The sequence below is a fragment of the Nitratireductor sp. OM-1 genome (assembly GCF_003296175.1).
Lineage (GTDB): Bacteria > Pseudomonadota > Alphaproteobacteria > Rhizobiales > Rhizobiaceae > Nitratireductor > Nitratireductor aquimarinus.
On the sequence record NZ_CP029208.1, the window covers coordinates 2732791 to 2752587 of the forward strand.

The following is a 19797-nucleotide window of genomic DNA, read 5'->3' on the forward strand; positions in this document are numbered from 1 at the left end:
GAACGAAAGCGAATGACGCCTGATCTGACGATAAGCCTGATCCTTGCAACGCCGGAGCTGATTCTGGCGGTGGGCGCTATGGCGCTCCTGATGGTCGGTGTCTTTTCCGGCCCCCGTGCCAACTCCACCGTGACCGGTCTTGCGGTCGCGCTTCTGGTCGCCGTGATCGCGCTGATGGTCGTGTTCCCGGCCGATGGCCGCGCCTTTGGCGGGGCCTTCGTGAGCGATGGCTTTGCCCGCTTCATGAAGATCCTGACGCTGGTCGGCTCGGTCGTGACGCTGGTCATGTCGGTCGGTTTCGCCAAGGCCGAGAAGTTCGACAAGTTCGAGTTCCCGGTTCTCATCATGCTGGCCACGCTCGGCATGATGCTGATGATCTCGGCCAATGACATGATCGCGCTCTACATGGGCCTAGAGCTTCAGTCGCTCGCGCTCTATGTGGTTGCCGCCATCAACCGCGACAGCGCCCGTTCCACCGAGGCCGGCCTCAAGTACTTCGTGCTTGGCGCGCTTTCCTCGGGCATGATGCTGTACGGTATCTCGCTGGTCTACGGCTTCACCGGCAACACCGGCTTTGACGTCATCGCGGCAACGCTGACGGGTGCGGAGCGCGAGCTTGGCCTCGTCTTCGGTCTGGTGTTCGTGCTTGCCGGTCTCGCCTTCAAGATTTCGGCCGTGCCGTTCCACATGTGGACGCCGGACGTCTATGAAGGCGCGCCGACGCCGGTCACCGCCTTCTTCGCGGCTGCGCCGAAGATGGCCGCCATGGCGCTTCTGGTGCGCGTCACCATGAGCGCGTTCGAGCCGATTGCCAGCGACTGGCAGCAGATTATCATCTTCGTGTCGATCGCTTCCATGGTTCTGGGCGCGTTCGCCGCCATCGGTCAGCGCAACATCAAGCGTCTGATGGCCTATTCGTCCATCGGTCACGTCGGTTACGCGCTGGTCGGCCTTGCCGCCAATTCGGAAGCAGGCGTTGCCGGTGTTGCGATCTACATGCTGATCTATCTGGCCATGACGCTCGGCACCTTTGCCGTCATCCTGGCGATGCGCCGCAACGACGCCAATGTCGAGCAGATCGACGATCTGGCAGGTCTGTCGACCACCAATCCGATGATGGCGACGGTCATGACCATCCTCATGTTCTCGCTGGCCGGCATTCCGCCGCTCGCGGGCTTCTGGGGCAAGTGGTTCGTGTTCCTTCCCGCCATTCAGGCCGGGCTTTATCCGCTCGCCGTGATCGGTCTCGTCGCTTCCGTGGTCAGCGCGTTCTACTATCTGCGCGTCATCAAGATCATGTGGTTCGACGAGAGCTCGGGTGCGTTCCAGCCGATGGCAGGCGAGCTGCGCTTCGTCATGCTCCTGTCGGGCGCATTCGTCCTGCTCTATGCCGTGATCGCTGGCCCCGTCGGCCGCATTGCCGAGGCTGCCGCAAAGACCTTCTTCTAGGTCATGGCCTTTCGTCTGGCGCCTTCGGCAGCAGCAGCCGGCTATCGGCTGGAGGCCCATGAGAGCGTCAGCTCCACCAATGCGCTGGCGCTCGAACATGCGCGCGCCGGCGATGGAGGCGATCTCTGGGTCGTCTCATCCCGTCAGGAGAGCGGGCGAGGGCGTCGCGGCCGCGAATGGTCCACACCGCCCGGCAATCTTGCAGCAACGCTCCTGACGGTCGGCCATTTCGAGCCGGCCACCGCCGCCACGCTTGGTTTCGTGGCAGGCCTTGCACTTTCAGACGCACTTTTCGCTGTCGTTCCCGAACAGCGCATTGCGGTCGCTGCCGATGGCGGCGATCTTCCGGGCGGGCGCTTTGCGCTCAAATGGCCAAACGATGTTCTGGCCGAAGGGGCGAAGCTCTCGGGCATCCTGCTCGAATCGTCCATCCTCCCCGATGGGCGCTTCGCCATCGCCGTGGGCATTGGCGTCAACGTCGTCGCCCACCCGGAAAACACACCCTATCCGGCAACCTCGCTCAAAGCGCTTGGTTTCAAAGGGGATGCGGGCGATCTCTTCCTTGCGCTTTCCGACGCCTGGGTCGATAACGTTCGTCTTTGGAATGCCGGGCGCGGGCTTGAAGCCATTCGCAAGCGCTGGCTCACCCGGGCAGCCGGGCTTGGCGCGCAGGTGTCCATCCGTGTCGATGGACGTGTGGCGCGCGGTACATTCGAAACCATCGACGAAGCCTGTCGCTTCGTCATCCGCGAGGCGGACGGTTCATTATTGAGAATTGCAGCGGGCGACGTGCATTTCGGCGCGGTCGCCTCGGCACAGGCAGATTAAGAGAAAGGGACCCATGGCGCGTTCCAGCAAGAAAGAGACGACCGTGAGCGAAGATCTGAAGAAGGCCGAACTGGTCTTCTGTCCGCTCGGCGGCGTCGGCGAGATCGGCATGAATTTCGGCCTTTACGGCTTCGGCCCGGCCGCCAAGCGCGAATGGATCATTGTCGATTGCGGCGTTACCTTCCCGGGGCCGGAGCTTCCGGGCGTCGATCTCGTTCTCCCCGATATCAGCTTCATCGAAGGCGAGATCGACCGTTTGCGCGGCATGATCATCACCCATGCCCATGAAGACCATTACGGCGCGATCCTTGATCTGTGGCCGCGCCTGAAGACCGATGTGTGGATGACGCCGTTCGCCGCGGGGCTTCTGGAGGCCAAGCGCCAGTCGGAATCCTGGGCGCCCGACGTGCCGGTGAAGATTTTCAAGGCCGGTGAAAAGTTCGAGGTCGGACCGTTCGCCATCGAGGCGATTGCGGTAGCGCACTCCATTCCCGAGCCGGTTTCGCTGGTGATCACCACGCCGCTCGGCACGCTCGTTCACACGGGCGACTGGAAGATCGATCCCGCACCCGCCATCGGCCCCAAGACGGACGAGGCGCGCTTCCGGGCCGTCGGCGACGAGGGCGTGCTGGCGCTGATGTGCGATTCCACCAACGCCATGCGTGAGGGCGAATCCCCCACCGAGCAGGCGGTGGGCGAGGGGCTGAAGGAAGTCATCGAAGCGGCTGCCGGCCGGGTCGTCGTCACCACCTTCTCCTCGAATGTGGGGCGCATCCGCTCCATCGCCGAGGCCGCGCGCGACGCCGGTCGCCAGCTTCTGGTGCTTGGCCGCTCCATGAAGCGCGTCATCGATGTGGCGACAGATCTGGGTTATCTCGACGGCCTGCCGGAATATCTGGACGAGGATGAGTTCCAGCACGTGCCGCGCGACAAGGTCGTGGTCCTGTGCACCGGCAGCCAGGGCGAAAACCGCGCAGCACTCGCCAAGCTCGCCCGGGACGAGATGCGCAATGTCGCGCTCGCAGCCGGCGATACGGTCGTTTATTCCTCGCGCCTCATTCCCGGCAACGAAAAGGCGGTTCTGGAAACCAAGAACCGTCTCATCGAGATGGGCATCAAGATCATCGAGGATGATGACGCGCTGGTACATGTTTCCGGCCATCCGCGCCGCAGCGAACTGAAGCGCATGTATTCGTGGGTCCGCCCGCAGATACTCGTGCCCGTTCACGGCGAAGCCGCGCATCTTGTGGCGCAGGGCTCGCTCGGCTCCATGGAGGGCATCCCCGAGGTCGCTCAGGTGCGCAATGGCGACATCGTGCGGCTTGCGCCCGGACCCGCCGAGATCATCGGCGAAGCCCGGCATGGCCGCTTCTTCAAGGATGGCCGCCTTCTCGGTGACGAGGAGGAGATGGGCATTCGTGATCGCCGCAAGCTCTCCTATGCGGGCCATGTGGCCATCAACATCGTGCTCGATGACCGGCTCAATCTGGATGGCGATCCGGACATTGTCGCCATCGGCGTGGCCGAGCGCGACGCAAAAGGCGAAACGCTTGAGGACATCATGCTGGACGCCGCCATTGGCGCCGTGCGCAGCATTCCGCGCAACCGCCGCAAGGATCTCGACATGGTGTCGGAATCCGCGCGCCGCGCGGTACGCAACGCCGCAAACGCCGCATGGGGCAAAAAGCCCATGGTGACGGTGTTCGTCACGCAGTAACTTAAGGGACAAGGGGCAGGGCGACTGCCCCTTTTGCCCGGATGGAAAGAACGAAGCCGATGCTCGGAAAGCTCAATCACGTCGCAATCGCCGTGCCCGATCTTGCCAGGGCAACCGCGCTTTACCGTGATACGCTTGGGGCGCGGGTCTCTGCGCCGCAGGCGTTGCCCGGGCACGGCGTCACCGTGGTTTTTGTCGAACTGGACAACACCAAGGTCGAGCTTCTGGAGCCGCTGGGCGCAGATTCGCCGATTGCCGCTTTCCTGGCCAGAAACCCTGATGGCGGCATGCATCACCTCTGCTACGAGGTGGAAGATATCATCGTCGCGCGCGACCGCCTGAAGGCGGATGGTGCGCGCATTCTCGGCGACGGCGAACCGAAGATCGGCGCCCATGGCAAGCCGGTGCTCTTCCTGCACCCGAAGGATTTCGCCGGCACGCTCGTCGAGCTCGAACAGGTTTGAGGTTTTCAGATGGGCTGGGTTTCTCTTCTCGCCGTATTCTTCATCGTCTGGTGGACGGTGCTCTTCATCGCGTTGCCGTTCGGCCTGCGCACGCAGGATGAGGATGGCGAGGTCACGCTCGGCACCACGGCCAGCGCGCCGCGCGGGCCGCATATGCTGCGCGCCCTGATCCGCACCACCATCATCGCGATTGTCATTTGCGGCGTGCTGGTCTTCGTCACGCGCGGGCTTGGCTATTCGTTTGACGACATTCCGCGCCTCGTCCCCACCTTCGACTGATCGCGTACAGGTCCGGTCGTTTCTCTGCCAGACCAGCAGGCTCTTCCGGTTTGCCCGGAGGAGGGGCTCCGCACGGCCTGATGCGCCATCATTGCCGCGCCTGAAACGCTGCCGAAAACGGTAGGGCACGCGTATCGATTTTTCGGGAACATGTCGGGAAACGGGCCTTTACGCCGCGTAAGCCCCAAAAAAAAAGCAAGGCCAGAGGCCTTGCAAACTCAACGCGTCCGATCCTTTTGCCGTATCATCGTCGGCGGCTGCGTGTAACCGCGCCTGGACCGCATCCTCCCAAGACTTTGACCGCGTAATGAGGTTGAATTTGCGCTTCAACCTCTTGTTATGGGAGCGCACCATAGAGCAAGTTGAGACGAAATGTCACGAGGAAAATTGCGTTTGAAATGCATTGTTATCATTTCGCTGTCTTGAACATGTGAGCCTGCGACCCCAACGCGTGAGCGGTTGTGTCGGCGGCTTTTCAATTCATTATGAAATCGTTAAGACAGCGGCCTTGAGCCACTTCTCTCTTTGATTCCGAACAGGCTCCCCAGAGCCGCCTGAATGGATGCGTTTATGCGACTGTCGCGCTACTTCCTGCCTATCTTGAAAGAAACCCCTCGCGAGGCCGAGATCGTCTCGCACCGTCTGATGCTGCGTGCCGGCATGATCCGCCAGCAGGGTGCTGGCAGCTTTTCCTGGTTGCCGCTGGGCAAGCGCGTCCTCGACAAGGTGAACCAGATCATCCGTGAGGAGCAGAACCGCGCCGGTGCGCAGGAAATCCTCATGCCGACCATCCAGTCGGCCGATCTGTGGATGGAAAGTGGTCGCTACGACGATTACGGCAAGGAGATGCTGCGCATCACCGACCGGCATGAGCGCAAGATGCTCTATGGCCCCACCAATGAAGAGATGGTGACGGACATTTTCCGGTCCTATGTGAAGTCCTACAAGGATCTGCCCCTCAACCTCTACCACATCCAGTGGAAGTTCCGCGACGAGGTGCGTCCGCGCTTCGGCGTCATGCGCTCGCGCGAGTTCCTGATGAAGGACGCCTATTCCTTCGATCTGGATTACGAGGGGGCGAGGGCCGCCTATAACCGCATGTTCGTTGCCTATCTGCGCACCTTCGGTCGCATGGGCCTGCAGGCGATCCCGATGCGCGCCGACACCGGCCCCATCGGCGGTGATCTGAGCCACGAATTCATCATTCTCGCCTCCACCGGCGAGAGCGAGGTGTTCTGCCGCAAGGAGTTCCTTGAGCTTCAGGTGCCCGGCGCGGATGTCGACTTCGCAAACGATGCGGAAATCGCCGACATCGTCACCACCTGGACGACGCCTTATGCAGCCACCGACGAGATGCATGACGAGGCCGCCTGGGACGCGATTGCCGAGGACGAGAAAGTTTCTGCCCGTGGTATCGAGGTCGGCCATATTTTCCACTTCGGGACCAAGTATTCCGAGCCCATGAACGCGACCGTCACCGGTCCGGATGGCAAGGAGCACTGCGTTTCCATGGGGTCCTACGGCATTGGCCCGAGCCGCCTTCTTGCGGCGATCATCGAGGCGAGCCACGACGAGAACGGCATCATCTGGCCGGAGAGCGTCGCGCCGTTCGATGTCGGCCTGATCAACATGAAGGCGGGCGACGAGGCCTGCGACCGCGTCTGCGAAGAGCTCTACGAGAAGCTCCAGGCGGCCGGCAAGGACGTGCTCTACGACGATACCGACCAGCGCGCCGGCGGCAAGTTCGCCACCGCCGATCTGATCGGTCTGCCCTGGCAGGTGATCGTCGGACCGCGCGGCGTCGCCAGTGGCGAGGTGGAAATCAAGAATCGCGCCACCGGCGAGCGTGAATCGCTCACGCTCGATGCCGTGGTGAACCGCCTGAGCCAGCAGGGCGCTGCATGACGCAGCAAACGCAATCCCGGTTCGGGCCCGGTCCGGGCGTGCAGCCGCGCGCCCGCCAGCGTAAATGCCTTTGAGGTCAAGACATGAGTGAAGCCGCCACCAGCGAGGCAGCCGCACAGAGCGCGCCAGCAAAGCCGAAGGGGGCAGGAGCGTTCTCCCGCTTCGAGCGCATGATTGCCTGGCGCTATCTGCGTTCGCGCCGCAAGGAGACCGTGATCTCGGTGATCGCGTCCATCTCCTTTGTCGGCATCATGCTGGGGGTGGCCACGCTGATCGTGGTCATGGCCGTCATGAACGGCTTCCGCGCCGAACTCCTCACCCGCATTCTGGGCGTCAACGGTCATCTGATCGTGCAGCCCGTCGACATGCCCATGACGGATTATGAGGCTGTCGCAAAGCGCATTGAGGGCGTGGAGGGCGTTCAGATCGCCCTGCCCATGGTGCAGGGGCAGGTGCTCGTTTCAGGTCGCAGCGGCGCTGGAACCGGCGCCGTGGTGCGCGGTGTGCGCGCAGACGACCTGTCGCGGCTCGATCTGGTGTCGAGCAATATCAAGGACGGCTCTCTGGTGGGCTTCGCCACGGGCGAGGGGCTCGCCATGGGCTCGCGCATGGCGGAAAATCTGGGCCTGACGGTGGGTGATTCCGTCACCCTCGTCGCGCCCGAGGGCGATGTCACACCCTTTGGCACGACCCCGCGCGTCAAGACCTATCCGATTGCCGCCACCTTCGAGGTGGGCATGTCAGAATATGACGCCTCGATCATCTATATGCCGCTGCAGGAAGCGCAGCTCTATTTCAACGCCGAGGGACTGGTGCAGTCCATCGAGCTGTTCGTCGACGATCCCGACGCGGTCGCGGCCATGCGCGCGCAGGTGGAGGAGGCCGCCCAGCGGCCCGTTCTCCTGTCCGACTGGCGGCAGCGCAACAGCACCTTCTTCTCCGCGCTCGAAGTGGAGCGGAACGTCATGTTCATGATCCTGACCATGATCGTTCTCGTGGCGGCGCTGAACATCATTTCCGGCCTCGTCATGCTGGTGAAGGACAAGGGGCACGACATTGCCATCCTGCGCACCATGGGCGCGACCAGTGGTTCCGTCATGCGCATCTTCCTGATGACGGGCGCGGCCATCGGCGTGGCCGGCACTGCTGCGGGTGTGGTTCTGGGCGTCGTCATCTGCTGGAACGTGGAATCGATCCGCCAGTTCTTCTCCTGGCTCTCCGGCACCACGATCTTCGATCCGGAACTTTATTTCCTGAGCCAGTTGCCGGCAAAGATGGAAGCCGGCGAGACGGTTTCCGTCATCGTCATGGCGCTCGCCCTGTCTTTCGTGGCAACGCTCTTCCCGGCCTGGCGCGCCTCGCGGCTCGATCCGGTCGAAGCACTGAGGTATGACTGATGGCCGCGCCTATTCTCGAACTCAAGGGCATTGAGCGCAGTTACAGCGAGGGTGAGGGCCGTCTCACCATTCTCAAGGATGCGGGCTTCACCCTGCGGCCGGGCGAGATGGTGGCGCTTGTCGCTCCCTCCGGTGCCGGCAAGTCCACGCTCCTTCATCTGGCGGGCCTTCTGGAAGCGCCGGATGCGGGCGAGGTGATTGTCGCCGGCCAGGCCTGCGGCCGTCTTTCCGATGATGCGCGCACCGCCATCCGCCGCAACGAGATCGGCTTTGTCTACCAGTTTCATCATCTCCTGCCGGAATTCACCGCCGAGGAGAATGTGATGATCCCGCAGATGGTGGCGGGCATGGACCCGGCCGAGGCCAAAACGCGCGCCAGCCAGTTGCTCGACTATCTGCGCGTCGGCCATCGCGGCAGCCACCGTCCGGCCGAGCTTTCGGGCGGCGAGCAGCAGCGCGTCGCCATTGCGCGCGCCGTCGCCAATGCACCGCGCGTGCTTCTGGCGGACGAGCCGACCGGCAATCTGGATCCCAAGACGGCTGGCTATGTGTTCGATGCGCTTGAGGCGCTTGTGCGCCAGTCGGGACTGGCCGCGCTGATTGCCACCCACAATCACGAACTCGCCGCCCGCATGGACCGTGTGGTTACGCTGGAGGGCGGCAAGGTCACCGCCTGGAAGCGCTAGAGCAATTCCAGGAAAAGTGGGAACCGGTTTTCCGTCCGGAATTGCGTAAAACAATGAGTTGGGGGATTTTCGCGATTCAACGAAAAGCGGAAATGCTCCAGACGATCGATCTGAAAATGGCTGCGCCACGATCCGACGGCGCTTCCCGAAATGACGAACCGGCCACAAACCGCGCTGCCCGTGCAGTGCGGTTTTCTTTTGCCCTTGAAGCGCCCAGGACCGCCCCTAAACGCCGCGCCTTCTCGCGGGCGCACCAGGTGCTACCCGGCTAAGCGATTAACGCCACGTCAACCTTAACATCCGGGCGCTCCGTGTGAGCTGTTCTGCGTGCTTGACGATGGAACATAAATAGAACATAAAGGGTTTATAAAGTGATCAGGAGAGATAAATGACCGATCTTTTTCAGGATGTCGTCTCGCTCGTTGCAGTCAGCTCCTTCATCATGATGGCCGCCGTCTTCATCGGCGCGATCTGATATCCCTTTGCGGATGCGCGCTGAGCGTACCGCCGTGTTCGCCGATTCCTGTCATCGTGGCAGTTGCGTTCGGCCCAAATGAAAAGAGGCGGGAAGGCCCGCCTCTCTGATACGCTTCCCGTCAGAAAATGCCTCATGGCTTCCCGGCGGTGACGCGCCTTTCCTGGAACTTCCGGGCTCAATCGCCCATCGCAACGCCTTCGCGGCGCGGGTCGGCTCCGCCTTCCAGCCCCTGTGGCGTGATGGTGATGCCGTGCAGGCCCGAGTTCAGGTCGCCGATGGATGTCTTGAAGCCAAGCGCATCGAGGTCAGCCTTGAATTCCTCGGCTGGCGTTCCCGCTTCGAGCGTATAGGTGCCGAACCGGTTCGTCAGATGTGGCAGGTCGATTGCCTGTTGCATGTTCATCTTCCAGTCCACCAGCGCGATGATCGTGTTGGTCACATAGGGAATGATGTTGCTGCCGCCGGGCGAGCCCAGCGCATAAAGCGGCTTGCCGTCCTGAAGCACGATGGTCGGCGACATGGACGAGCGCGGCCGCTTGCCGGGCTGCACACGGTTGGCCACGGCCTCGCCATCGGCTTCCGGCCTGAACGAGAAATCGGTGAGCTGGTTGTTGAGAATGAAGCCGGCCGCCATCTGGCGTGAGCCGAAGGCGCTTTCCACCGAGGTCGTCATGGAGGCGATATTGCCATCCTTGTCCACGATCACGAAATGCGAGGTCGAGGGCTGTTCGAAGCTCATCCCGTCAATGCGCAGCTCCGCCTTGTCCCATGGCGGGTCGCCGGCCTTCACGTCATCTGCGCCAAGCGCCGTCGGGCGGCGAAGCAGGGCGGCGCGGTCTTTTAGATAATGCGCATCAAGCAGGCCCTTCGGCATCTTCACGAAGTCGCTGTCCGCCATGTAGCGGCCGCGGTCGGCAAAGGCGAGGCGCGTTGCATCGCCGATGATGCGCCAGGTCTCCGGATCGTCCGGGCCGAGCGTTTCCAGATCGAACTCCGACACCATGCCAAGTATCTGACCGACGGTCAGCGCGCCGGAGGAGGGCGGTCCCATGCCGCAGACGTCGAGCCCGCGATAGGGGGCGCACACGGCCTCGCGCTCCTTCACCTCATAGGCGGCCAGATCCTCAAGCGAGAGCAGGCCGGGATTGCCGTCATGCGCCTTCACCGCAGCGATGATCTTTTCGGCGATTTTGCCCTTGTAGAAGCCGTCCGCGCCCTCCTTGCCGATGGTCTTCAGCGTCTCCGCATAGTCCGGGTTCTTGAGAACCGAGCCGACAGCCAGCGCATTGCCGTCCTTGTCATAGAAATAAGCGCGGGCAGTCGCCTGCGTGTCGAGCCGGCCCTTGTCACCCTCGATCAGCGTGTGAAGCCTTGGCGAGACGGTGAAACCCTCTGAAGCAAGCCGGATTGCCGGCTGGAGCAGCGCATCCCATTCGAGCTTGCCCGCGCGGGTGTGGATGGTTTCCATCAGGCGCACCACGCCCGGCGCTCCAACCGAGCGTCCACCCACCACGGCGTCAAAGAAGGGAAGTGGCTCGCCCTTGTCGTCCAGAAAGAGCTCCGGGGTTGCGGCCGCAGGCGCGGTTTCGCGCCCGTCAAAGGTCGTCACCTTTCCGCTGGCCGCATCGTACCAGACCAGAAACGCACCGCCGCCAATGCCGGAGGATTGCGGTTCCACGAGGCCGAGCACGGTCTGCACCGCCACCAGCGCGTCAGCGGCAGTGCCGCCTTTGCGCAGTGCGTCGAGACCCGCTTGCGCGGCCAGTGGGTTGGCCGCCGCCACCATCTGTTCCCTGGCGTGAACGGTTTTCTTTTCGCTAAGCCCGCTGGCTATCTCAGGGGCCTGGGCATCGGCCGCCTGTTTGGTTGTCTGTTGTGCCATCGCGCTGCCGGCGGCAAGTCCGGCGGTGAGCCCGGCGGTGAGCGATGACAAAAGGGCAACGGCCCCGAAGGTATGTGATAATCGCATCTTGGCGCTCCTCCATGAGAGCGCCATGGGCCCGGCCAGCCGGAGCCCCGAGTAGAAAACGCTCTCGATCCCTCAACGGCCGTTTGCGCGGGCGCACAAGCCCGGCAGACGAACCAGTTGCTTTGACCGGTGAACGCTAGAGCATTTTTCCGTGCGGTGGAAATGGCCCAGATTGCAAAACACGCAGACCAAACGCATCCCGACCAAGGCGCGCGCGCTGCAAGTGCTCAGTCCGTGGATTTCTCGGCCGGACCGAACACGTCCTCGAAAGCGGCTTTCAGCGCCAGGTCCACATCGTCCATGGTCACCGGCAGGCCGAGGTCGACCAGGCTGGTGACGCCATAGCCGCTGATGCCGCAGGGCACGATGCCGCCGAAATGCGCCAGTTCCGGCTCAACGTTGATCGAGATGCCGTGAAAGCTCACCCAGCGCCTCAGGCGGATGCCTATGGCGGCGATCTTGTCTTCTGCGGGCAGGCCGCCGGGCAGGGGCGGCTTGTCGGGTCGCGCGACCCACACGCCAACCCGGTCCTCGCGCCGCTCGCCGGTCACGTTGAAGCGCGTCAGCGCGCCGATGATCCAGGCTTCCAGCGCGGCGATGAAGGCGCGGATGTCTTCGCGGCGCGTCTTCAGATCAAGCATCACATAGACCACACGCTGGCCGGGGCCATGATAGGTGTATTCGCCGCCGCGCCCGGTCTTGTAGACGGGGAAGCGATGGGCTTCGAGCAGGTCTTCGCTGTTGGCGCTGGTGCCGGCGGTGTAGAGAGGCGGGTGCTCGACCAGCCAGACAAGCTCTCTGGCCTTGCCGTCACGAATCAGCCCGGCGCGCTCTTCCATGAAGGAAACGGCGGTTTCGTAGTCGGTGAGACCCGGTTCGATTCGCCATTCCACCGGCGGGGCATCCTCGCGCGGCAGGAATACGGTGTCGATCTGGCCGCGTTCGCTCATTTTCTCATCCCATCAGGTACTGAAATCACCTGTTTCATATGGCGATAATGGGCGCTCGGGTCCAGTCTCGGCTTGAAGATGTGCATGAGCATCTTTTTTTGCGTCTTTTTCGAGAAGTCGCTTGTCTCCCGAAAACCGATTTGCTACATGCCCGTTGCCGGTGACGAACCGGCCTCCAGCTACGTGCGGTCGTGGCGGAATTGGTAGACGCGCAGCGTTGAGGTCGCTGTGGGGCAACCCGTGGAAGTTCGAGTCTTCTCGACCGCACCAAGTTCTCTCCCAAAGAGTATGGTTTTCAATGGCTTGGGCGCGAAAGTGTCCCACGTCAGACCCATGCGTGGGACACATTGATCCTCTCTATTGCTGATTTGGCCAGCTTCCAGCGCTCCACGCGCCGGGTGTAAACCTCACTCGTTTTCGCTTCTGAATGGCCCAATATTGCCATGATCTCGTACTGGCTGCAGCCCAGCTCCGCGAGGAGTTCTGCAAGCCCCTTACGGACGCCGTGAGCGGAGAGGTGAGCCAGTCCGGCATCCTTGCACCAGCGCTTGAACATGGCCGAGATGCTGTCTCCGCTGGCAAAGGGCTTTGCACCCCGACCAAGCACATATGTTGTGCCCTGCACCTTCATTGCGCGCGTGGCGTCTTTCAATGGCGCCAGCAGGGGAATCGACACCTCGGTGGAGCCTTTCTTGAGAGGCGTCCAGCGTAGCGCTTCAATGCTGCTCGGATCCCCGCAAACTGGACCACCCGATGGGGGCACGCTAACCCCGTAAGGCTTGAATATCAGTTCTAAGCTTTGATTTTGGCGCTCCTGCTGCCTGAATGTCCGCTGTCACGTAGTATCCCCGCTCTCATGACCGTTGGTGCGCATTAGCAGGCAATTTGGCGCGTGTCACGAACTGGCCTTGCTGTGCTCCTTCCTTGCTTCTGCCTCTGTCAATTTACGTGAGGAAAAAGGGGCGTGCGCCGACGAGCGAGGGCGTTCTAATTCACGTCTTCAAGCTAGGGGCTTCAAGTGCGATTAAATTCGCTCGCCGGCAATCCAAGGTAGCAAAGTGACGTGATCGCACCATTGGTGTGATCGCGTAATGCCGACGCTCAGGTGTCGGAAAGATCCCCGCCGAATGTTTGTTGAGTTGGGGCTCCATTCGGCGGGGCAGAGTGGGCTGTAACGTACTGGATGCTGCCCGACTATCCGTCTGCGGGGAGCAGTGCAGGAACGGGCTAGCGACCGCAACGTAGGCACTGCGATTGCTCGGTTGAACGGTGCTTTAGCACACCCGACAATTATGGATCACGAAGGCGCTGGCAGGTGGATAGGGTAAAAGACCCCGCCTATCTCTCAGAAGAGCCCCAGATTCTTCGCCCCGCCAGCACGGGTAGAGTATTCCAATCACCCAAATGTGGGAATCCCCCTGCAGGGTGACGTTGGGAAGCGCTTGCTTACAGGGGGCTGCGGTGCCCCTTGGAGCCCGAACAGGGTGGCAGGCAACGCCGCCTGAGAGAAGCGTATCGAATGCATCGCGCCTTAATGACGCGGCTCTCTCATCTGAACTCATCACCAGAAAGGAAACTACATGGACCGCACCGTGCCCGCAGGCGCGGCGCTGCTGCTTGCGTTCGTCTATGAGACGGAAACCAGCCGCCGCCCGCCCGAATGCTATGAAGTGATCTACGCGCATGACCGTTGACGAGGTGATCGCCGCACAGCGCACCTGGTCGCGTCATCATGGTTCCTCGGCCGCCGGCGCGCCGCAGTTCATCCGCAAGACGCTGATGGGGCTCAAAGATGAGTTTGGGCTGCGCGGGTCTCAGGTGTTTGACAGCGACCTTCAGGACCGGCTTGCCTATCACCAGTTCATCAATGGCGAGATTGATCGCACAGAGTTTGGCCGGCGGCTTTCGGGTGAGTGGGCATCATTCCCCGTTCTGGCGGACACGCGCGGTGCGCACCGGTATATCCGGCGCGGGCAGAGCTACTTTGCCGGAGACATGCGATCAAGCGGCGGTACGACATCGCGAAGGTGTATCGCTCGATGAAAGCCGAAATGGAGCGCGGGGCGTGACCTGGCTCGGCATTATCTCCAAGGCCCTGGTCTCGCCGCCGGGGAAGGCTCTGGCTGCGGTTCTGGCCGTCTGCGTCATTGCAGGCGGGATTTACCTCTACGGCCACCAGCGGGGCCGCATGGCCGAACAGGCAGCACTCGCCCAGTGTATCAACCAACAGAACGAGGAGGCCGGAAATGCGGCTGAAGCCTGGCGCGCTCGCTATCGCCGCTGCGTTGAGCGTGGCGGGGTGTTCGACTACGAAACCGGTGACTGTCACGAGTGATGGCCTGCGCGATGTGGTCGGCACGTCATTGATTGGCGCGCGCGGCGCGACCGTGGACGATCAGCGAAAGATTGACGAGACGGCAGCCAGCCTTTGCGGCGGCGGTATCTGGTCTCCAACGGAGTGCGCCCGTCATGGGCGAGAGACGCAGGACTGAGGGCAGCGGCGAATGTCATAAGCGAGTGTTGAGCGGACCCTTGGTCAAATCCTCGGAGAGCTGAAGGGCATTGATGACCGCTTGATGCGCGCGGATGACAGCCGCGCCGTAGTGCATCGCTGGTTGGATGAGATGAGCGAACGGCTTTCGCATGTCGAGGGCGAAGTCGAAGCGACGAAGAAGAGTGTCGACCAGATCCAGCCAGTGGCAGATGACATGGTGAAGCTTCGCACTCAGGCTGTCGGGGCGGGAACAGTGGGCCGCTGGCTCATCCGCATAGGGGATCGGGGTGGTAACGCTCGCGAGCTGGATCGTTGCCGGCTACACTTGGTTGACAGGGCGTCCCCCCATTAGTGCAACGGTGTCGTCGCTCGGTCTTACTGCGACCGATCTTCTTGAAGCATTGCTGCTTCCAAGTCTTCGACGCGTACCAGATTTAGGCTGAGCGCCCATCTGATCAGTGCCTCATTGACAGCCTCGTCCCGCGAAACGCCTTCTTGTTCTGCGTAGCTGTCCATGAATGCCGCAACGCTGTCTATGAGGATTGCGATTTCCTGCTGGGAACTCGAGTTGTTAAGCAAAAGCGCTGCGCGGTATAATAGTGCGCGCGCCTCGGATTGCGAGAGATCCTCGAGTTTTTCACAGGCGTCAAACAATTTTGTGGCAAAGTTCTTTTTCATAATCTTAAAAAATTTTGAATTTCCGAACGCCTAAATTGCAAATTAGTTGCGGTATCTGATTCTGAATTTGAGGAAATTTGCTTGTTTTTCTTAGCTGACCAACTGTCACTGTCACACTCAATGGTGTGATGACGTAGGTGCATTGGAGGCTCTAGCATCGGTGCCGTCGGCCAGCATGCCGGCGAACGAGCGCTGTTGCTTCACGCAGCCAAACAAGCTGTGCCCGCAAACATTACTATCCATGTATGGCGAGGCTGATAAATGCATTTGGTGTTGAAATCTCAACACGGTGCTGATTGGAATTTTTGAAGCGATGTTTCATCTGGCGGGCGGTGGCCAGAGCTCAATCCTGGCCTTATTTGCCTTCCACCGCCCGAATGGCTGCTTTGATCTGCTCTTCGGTTTCCGTGTTGCATTCGCGCCGGCGGATCTCTGCGATTGACAGGCACAGCATGGCGAATTCGCTTTCTCTACAGCCTGCGCCGATGGCGTGGCGGGCTATGCTCTGGAACTCGGCCTCAAGCGCGGCCCTACCTGAATGACATCTGTCGAGCCGAAATCGGACATTGGCCCAAGGGGCGCGGTGCTGCGGTTTGGCCGGTCAGACCGGACGTTCGCCGTCGGCAAAAATACCTTAGGGCGTTGAAGGTCTGCAACGCGACTTGTGCCGACATTGGGCATCATGCCGTGCGATGTATGAAGGGCAACTTGGGGCTGGAGGCTGTCGCACTTCGTCGCTGTGAGCCGCTTATCCGACGGTGGCCCGACGGCCCGACGGCCCGACGGCCCCAGGCCCCATTCCATTCGCTTGACTATGTAGACTGTGGCGGATGCAGAATTCTTGGAAGCGGAGAAATAAGCCCTATATGCACCTGGCTAAATAAGACACCAAGGAAGCTCTTGCATGGCCACCACCGGGAAACAGCTATTCACCACCCTTGAGGCCGACGGCACATTGACCGTCGCTCTTGAAAATGTGTCATTTGCTGACCCTGCCCAAAATCAGGTGCTGGTGCGGATGGAAGCTGCACCGATCAACCCCTCAGATCTCGCCATTCTCGTCGGTGGCGCCGACATGGAAAACGCAGACTACTCGCCGGGCAAGTTCGTGGCCCGAATGCCCGAAGCGGTGAATTCCGCGTCAAAGGCGCGCCATGGATTGAGACTGCCCGCTGGCAACGAGGGCGCAGGCACGGTCATCGCCGCCGGCGACAGTGAGGCCGCGCAGGCGCTGATGGGGGGCAGCGCGTCTCCTGCGTCCCGGGTAACGCCTACAGCCAATACTGCCTCGCCGACGCGGACATGTGCCTCCCGCTGGGCGACCATACCGCCGAAGAAGGGGCTAGCGCCTTCGTTAATCCGATGACCGCGCTCGGCTTCGTGGAGACTGCCAAGGCCGGAGGACAGAACGCCATCTTGCACACAGTCGGCGCTTCGAACCTGGGCCAGATGCTGACACGCATTTGTGCAGAGGACGGCATCGATCTGGTGAACATCGTGCGAAAGAGCGATCAGGTGGAGTTGCTGAAGGCGCTTGGCTCCGACCATGTGGTCAACTCCTCCGAAGACGATTTCATGGACCAGCTGACCGATGCCATTCGTACAACGCGTGCCTTCTGCGGTTTCGATCCCGTGGGGGGCGGCATGCTGGTCGACACCGCATTCCGGGCAATGGAGCGGGTCGCACAGGAGCAGATGGCCGAATATTCGCGCTATGGTTCCAACCAGCCCAAACGCATGTTCATCTACGGACGCCTCGACACCAGTCCTACTATCCTGACACCCAGCTACGGGTTCGGCTGGACTCTGTCGGGTTGGCTGCTGTTCCCGTTCCTTCAGTCGGTCGGGCGCGAGACAATGGGGCGGATGCGTCAGCGCGTGCGTGACAATCTGACCAGTACCTTTGCCAGCAGTTACAAGTGCCGGGTCACACTGGAGGACATGCTGACCAAGGACGCCGTGCTTGACTACCGTTCCACGCGGACGGGTGAAAAATACCTCGTCACGCCCTGGGCCTGATCCGACTGCAGAAAAGCGCCGCCCGGCGAAGGGCGGCGCCGGAATAGGTCACAAAAGGGCGAGAACTTTCTCAGCCGCAGCTTCCGACGCCGCCGGGTTCTATCCGGTCTCGGTGCAATCACTCGGGCACATCCGGCGCATCCACGATCATCAGCTTTTCGTCGGGCAGGGGGCGTTGAAGCTCTTTTGCTTCCTCCCATGGCTCTGAAAGCCACGCGGTCATTTCATCCTCTGTGGTCAGGAAGCCATAGACCTCATGGTCGGCTGTTTCCGCGCCCGCCATGCGCTTGCCGTGCCACGGTGTCCAGAGGCCGGCGAAGACAAAGAGCGGCCGATCCTCACCCAGCGCAAACCATGCGTTTGGCGTGCGCTTGTCGCACTCCTGCCTGCTGGCAGGGTCGGGCTCGGCGAAGCTCGTGACCGGCACAAGGTAGCGGCTTTCCGGTGAAAGCCATTTGCGCCAGTGGGCGGATGACGTGTTGCGGATGTTCGTGACCCCGCTGTCGTGCTTTCCCTTGATGAACATGGGCGGCGTCGGCATGCCCCAGCAGGCGTGCACCATTTCCCGTTCTCCATCTTCTCCCACGCGAATAATCGGCGCATAGCGGTTCGGATAGACCTGAAGGGATGGCTCGTTGAAGGCGTATTCCCGCGTCGTCTTGATGAAGTCGCGGATCGCCTGGCGCGTCGTCGTCATGTTGTAGAGATTACAGATGTGGACGGCCTCCTGCTTGTCAGGATGTTAGCAGCATTTTGTCCTGATCGCTTGCTATCAGATGTCCGGCCTGTTTGCACGAGCGGAGCCCGTTGGCCAAGATGGTGTTCGCTACGCCCGCTCCAAGCACATTGGCGACATTGGGATGCCAGTGTAATCTTCGGAATCTCGCGCGTATCGACCGATCAGTCAAAACCATCTACTGCGTCCTGCAAGTTCATAGGCTGTCCGTCGCGCAACCTAGCACGTCGGCGCCGATTTTGGGTCAGGTGGGCATGTCTGCGGACGGTCGGTTGTAAACCCCGCCTGACACCATAAGGCGCCAAGCGATGCGCGCAAACTTGTTAGCAAGGGCCACGGCTACTAGCTTTGGCGGCTTTCGCTCCAGCAGCGCCGCAATCCAGGCCGTCGGCTTGTGATGCCCTTTTCGAATGTGCCTCAGCAGAGCGGTGGCACCAACTATGAGCGTCGATCGCAATGCTGAATCCCCGGCCTTCGTGATACCGCCATGTCTCTGTCGCCCGCCCGTCGAATGATCTCTGGGCGTGAGACCGATCCAGGCCGCAAAGTCACGTCCAGATTTGAATGTTTCTGGCGGCGGCGCTTTCATACTCAGCATGGTGGATCCTATCGGGCCTACGCCGGGGATCGTTGCAAGCCGCCTACTGATGTCGTCATCACTGTGCCATTTCATCAGCTTCTTCTCGATCTCCTCTAGGCGGGATTCGACCGCAGCGTATTCCCTCGCCTGGAAGCGGAAGAGATCCAGAGCTAGCTCGGGCAACGTATCACATCCTCTATCACCCGCTTGATGAGCGCATTTATGTTCTGTCGGCCGGCGGGAGCAATAATACCGAACTCAGCTGCGTAGCTTCTGAAGGCATTCGAGAGTTGTGATTTCACGCTGACCAAGCGCTCACGCACGGTCATGAGCATGCAGCCAGCCTGCCGTTCTTTCGATTTCACTGGGACAAACCGCATGCTTGACCTAGTGACGGCTTCACAAAGCGCCTCGGCATCGGCCGCATCATTCTTCCCACGCTTGACGTAGGGCTTGACATATTGCGGCGGGATCAACTTCACTTCGTGGCCAAACGACTGCAACAAGCGCGCCCAGTGGTGCGAACTAGCGCAAGACTCGATCGCCACCAAAACAGGCGGAAGCCTCTCAAAAAATCGGACCATCTCGGCGCGTCGGAATGGGCGCTGCACGACAACCTCCTCGTTGCCGTCTACGCCGTGAACTTGGAACACCGATTTCGAGGTATCCATGCCGATGTGAACGGGGTGTTTCTTCATGTGCCTCTCCTCTCGTTTGGCTTAATGCCGGGTGACATTAAGCCGTTGGGTTGAGAGGCCGTCCACACCAGCACATTGGTCGGGATCACCTCGGCCATTGATTTATGACCATGATGGTATTGCCACGGGCGTTTTGGCAACTCCTGCATCGTAGGCGCTGCTCCAGATCGATCGCTGTTGCGTCCCGGCCGTAGCGGCGTTCAAGCGCGCGGCGGTCCAGCTCGGATATCGATTTGCAGTGCCGGCAGATCGCGCCGAGCACGTAGTAGGGCTGAATGTCCTGCAGCCGGATCTGGCCGTCTCGTGTGAAGAAAACGACCTCGGACAGGTGGAGTGGCTTGAACTGGCGCATATGGCGGCTCCGCAAAACATGTGCCGCACCGTCGTTTCCTTCATCAGCGCGCACAAATCCCCAGCTGACAGACCGCTCCAGCGCTTCCACGCGCCCGGCGAGATAGTGCCGTTCGCCA

General features: G+C 61.3%; 20 protein-coding genes, 1 tRNA gene and 1 pseudogene. 15 read left to right on the forward strand and 7 right to left on the reverse strand.

Annotated features, from left to right (window positions below):
• The first annotated feature begins 12 nt into the window (after positions 1 to 12).
• From nuoN to DEJ54_RS13120, 8 genes are all read left to right on the forward strand, one after another.
• Positions 13 to 1449, forward strand: a complete 1437-nt coding sequence (nuoN, locus tag DEJ54_RS13080; RefSeq protein WP_113154960.1) for an NADH-quinone oxidoreductase subunit NuoN — start codon at positions 13 to 15, stop codon at positions 1447 to 1449.
• A gap of 3 nt (positions 1450 to 1452) precedes the next feature.
• Positions 1453 to 2277 carry a biotin--[acetyl-CoA-carboxylase] ligase gene (locus DEJ54_RS13085; protein WP_113154961.1) on the forward strand — a complete coding sequence of 275 codons (825 nt, stop codon included), beginning with the start codon at positions 1453 to 1455 and terminating at the stop codon, positions 2275 to 2277.
• 13 nt (positions 2278 to 2290) lie between these two features.
• A complete protein-coding gene (locus DEJ54_RS13090) occupies positions 2291 to 3994 on the forward strand; it encodes a ribonuclease J (protein ID WP_113154962.1) in 1704 nt (567 codons plus the stop codon).
• Between the two features lie 59 nt (positions 3995 to 4053).
• Positions 4054 to 4458, forward strand: a complete 405-nt coding sequence (gene mce / locus DEJ54_RS13095; protein ID WP_113154963.1) for a methylmalonyl-CoA epimerase — start codon at positions 4054 to 4056, stop codon at positions 4456 to 4458.
• A gap of 9 nt (positions 4459 to 4467) precedes the next feature.
• Positions 4468 to 4737 carry a DUF1467 family protein gene (locus DEJ54_RS13100; RefSeq protein ID WP_113154964.1) on the forward strand — a complete coding sequence of 90 codons (270 nt, stop codon included), beginning with the start codon at positions 4468 to 4470 and terminating at the stop codon, positions 4735 to 4737.
• 570 nt (positions 4738 to 5307) lie between these two features.
• A complete protein-coding gene (gene proS / locus DEJ54_RS13110; protein WP_113156262.1) occupies positions 5308 to 6642 on the forward strand; it encodes a proline--tRNA ligase in 1335 nt (444 codons plus the stop codon).
• An 83-nt stretch (positions 6643 to 6725) separates the two neighbouring features.
• The gene (locus DEJ54_RS13115) at positions 6726 to 8039 is read left to right on the forward strand and encodes a lipoprotein-releasing ABC transporter permease subunit (protein ID WP_113154966.1); all 1314 of its coding nucleotides are present in this window, start codon (positions 6726 to 6728) and stop codon (positions 8037 to 8039) included.
• Positions 8039 to 8725, forward strand: coding sequence for an ABC transporter ATP-binding protein (locus DEJ54_RS13120; protein WP_113154967.1), 687 nt, complete (start codon positions 8039 to 8041; stop codon positions 8723 to 8725). The genes DEJ54_RS13115 and DEJ54_RS13120 overlap by 1 nt, the downstream gene beginning before the upstream one ends.
• A gap of 653 nt (positions 8726 to 9378) precedes the next feature.
• On the opposite strand, the gene ggt is transcribed toward DEJ54_RS13120, so the two are convergent.
• A complete protein-coding gene (gene ggt, locus DEJ54_RS13125; RefSeq protein ID WP_113154968.1) occupies positions 9379 to 11172 on the reverse strand; it encodes a gamma-glutamyltransferase in 1794 nt (597 codons plus the stop codon).
• A 227-nt stretch (positions 11173 to 11399) separates the two neighbouring features.
• On the reverse strand, positions 11400 to 12122 hold the full coding sequence (gene lipB / locus DEJ54_RS13130; RefSeq protein ID WP_113154969.1) for a lipoyl(octanoyl) transferase LipB: 723 nt from the start codon (positions 12120 to 12122) through the stop codon (positions 11400 to 11402).
• A gap of 185 nt (positions 12123 to 12307) precedes the next feature.
• Between lipB and DEJ54_RS13135 the strand changes: the two genes are divergently transcribed.
• Positions 12308 to 12392: transfer RNA gene (locus tag DEJ54_RS13135), tRNA-Leu, on the forward strand.
• Between the two features lie 55 nt (positions 12393 to 12447).
• On the opposite strand, the gene DEJ54_RS13140 is transcribed toward DEJ54_RS13135, so the two are convergent.
• Positions 12448 to 12798, reverse strand: coding sequence for a tyrosine-type recombinase/integrase (locus DEJ54_RS13140; protein ID WP_224873279.1), 351 nt, complete (start codon positions 12796 to 12798; stop codon positions 12448 to 12450).
• A 1007-nt stretch (positions 12799 to 13805) separates the two neighbouring features.
• Between DEJ54_RS13140 and DEJ54_RS13145 the strand changes: the two genes are divergently transcribed.
• The 4 genes from DEJ54_RS13145 (at position 13806) to DEJ54_RS23510 (ending at position 14968) form a co-directional block, all read left to right on the forward strand.
• Entirely contained in the window at positions 13806 to 14165 is a 360-nt protein-coding gene (locus tag DEJ54_RS13145; RefSeq protein WP_113154970.1) for a hypothetical protein, read from the forward strand.
• Positions 14166 to 14187: 22 nt separating this feature from the next.
• Positions 14188 to 14457 (forward strand): hypothetical protein, encoded by a 270-nt coding sequence (locus DEJ54_RS13150; protein WP_224873280.1) that lies wholly within the window; start codon positions 14188 to 14190, stop codon positions 14455 to 14457.
• On the forward strand, positions 14441 to 14614 hold the full coding sequence (locus DEJ54_RS13155; RefSeq protein ID WP_371685889.1) for a hypothetical protein: 174 nt from the start codon (positions 14441 to 14443) through the stop codon (positions 14612 to 14614). Before DEJ54_RS13150 ends, DEJ54_RS13155 begins: the two co-directional genes overlap by 17 nt.
• Before the next feature lie 81 nt (positions 14615 to 14695).
• Positions 14696 to 14968 (forward strand): DUF1515 family protein, encoded by a 273-nt coding sequence (locus tag DEJ54_RS23510; RefSeq protein ID WP_305778807.1) that lies wholly within the window; start codon positions 14696 to 14698, stop codon positions 14966 to 14968.
• A 23-nt stretch (positions 14969 to 14991) separates the two neighbouring features.
• On the opposite strand, the gene DEJ54_RS23230 is transcribed toward DEJ54_RS23510, so the two are convergent.
• Positions 14992 to 15294, reverse strand: a complete 303-nt coding sequence (locus DEJ54_RS23230; RefSeq protein ID WP_162742178.1) for a hypothetical protein — start codon at positions 15292 to 15294, stop codon at positions 14992 to 14994.
• A 904-nt stretch (positions 15295 to 16198) separates the two neighbouring features.
• Between DEJ54_RS23230 and DEJ54_RS23380 the strand changes: the two genes are divergently transcribed.
• Positions 16199 to 16660 carry a hypothetical protein gene (locus tag DEJ54_RS23380; RefSeq protein ID WP_204360802.1) on the forward strand — a complete coding sequence of 154 codons (462 nt, stop codon included), beginning with the start codon at positions 16199 to 16201 and terminating at the stop codon, positions 16658 to 16660.
• Between the two features lie 83 nt (positions 16661 to 16743).
• A complete protein-coding gene (locus DEJ54_RS23385) occupies positions 16744 to 17313 on the forward strand; it encodes a hypothetical protein (RefSeq protein WP_204360807.1) in 570 nt (189 codons plus the stop codon).
• Positions 17314 to 17431: 118 nt separating this feature from the next.
• On the opposite strand, the gene DEJ54_RS13170 is transcribed toward DEJ54_RS23385, so the two are convergent.
• From DEJ54_RS13170 to DEJ54_RS13180, 3 genes and pseudogenes are all read right to left on the reverse strand, one after another.
• The gene (locus DEJ54_RS13170) at positions 17432 to 18028 is read right to left on the reverse strand and encodes an SOS response-associated peptidase family protein (protein WP_113154972.1); all 597 of its coding nucleotides are present in this window, start codon (positions 18026 to 18028) and stop codon (positions 17432 to 17434) included.
• 265 nt (positions 18029 to 18293) lie between these two features.
• Positions 18294 to 19327, reverse strand: a pseudogene (locus DEJ54_RS13175) (IS110 family transposase).
• An 85-nt stretch (positions 19328 to 19412) separates the two neighbouring features.
• Positions 19413 to 19679, reverse strand: a complete 267-nt coding sequence (locus tag DEJ54_RS13180) for a hypothetical protein (RefSeq protein ID WP_113156264.1) — start codon at positions 19677 to 19679, stop codon at positions 19413 to 19415.
• Between the last annotated feature and the right edge of the window lie 118 nt (positions 19680 to 19797).

Coding starts and splice junctions, on each gene's coding strand:
- DEJ54_RS13085 (WP_113154961.1), top strand. CDS start 1,453: ATGGCCTTTCGTCTGGCGCCTTCGGCAGCAGCAGCCGGCTATCGGCTG.
- nuoN (WP_113154960.1), top strand. CDS start 13: ATGACGCCTGATCTGACGATAAGCCTGATCCTTGCAACGCCGGAGCTG.
- DEJ54_RS23385 (WP_204360807.1), top strand. CDS start 16,744: ATGCTGACACGCATTTGTGCAGAGGACGGCATCGATCTGGTGAACATC.
- DEJ54_RS13115 (WP_113154966.1), top strand. CDS start 6,726: ATGAGTGAAGCCGCCACCAGCGAGGCAGCCGCACAGAGCGCGCCAGCA.
- proS (WP_113156262.1), top strand. CDS start 5,308: ATGCGACTGTCGCGCTACTTCCTGCCTATCTTGAAAGAAACCCCTCGC.
- ggt (WP_113154968.1), bottom strand. CDS start 11,172: ATGCGATTATCACATACCTTCGGGGCCGTTGCCCTTTTGTCATCGCTC.
- DEJ54_RS23230 (WP_162742178.1), bottom strand. CDS start 15,294: ATGAAAAAGAACTTTGCCACAAAATTGTTTGACGCCTGTGAAAAACTC.
- DEJ54_RS13180 (WP_113156264.1), bottom strand. CDS start 19,679: ATGCGCCAGTTCAAGCCACTCCACCTGTCCGAGGTCGTTTTCTTCACA.
- DEJ54_RS13120 (WP_113154967.1), top strand. CDS start 8,039: ATGGCCGCGCCTATTCTCGAACTCAAGGGCATTGAGCGCAGTTACAGC.
- lipB (WP_113154969.1), bottom strand. CDS start 12,122: ATGAGCGAACGCGGCCAGATCGACACCGTATTCCTGCCGCGCGAGGAT.
- DEJ54_RS13090 (WP_113154962.1), top strand. CDS start 2,291: ATGGCGCGTTCCAGCAAGAAAGAGACGACCGTGAGCGAAGATCTGAAG.
- DEJ54_RS13100 (WP_113154964.1), top strand. CDS start 4,468: ATGGGCTGGGTTTCTCTTCTCGCCGTATTCTTCATCGTCTGGTGGACG.
- DEJ54_RS23380 (WP_204360802.1), top strand. CDS start 16,199: ATGGCCACCACCGGGAAACAGCTATTCACCACCCTTGAGGCCGACGGC.
- DEJ54_RS13145 (WP_113154970.1), top strand. CDS start 13,806: ATGACCGTTGACGAGGTGATCGCCGCACAGCGCACCTGGTCGCGTCAT.
- mce (WP_113154963.1), top strand. CDS start 4,054: ATGCTCGGAAAGCTCAATCACGTCGCAATCGCCGTGCCCGATCTTGCC.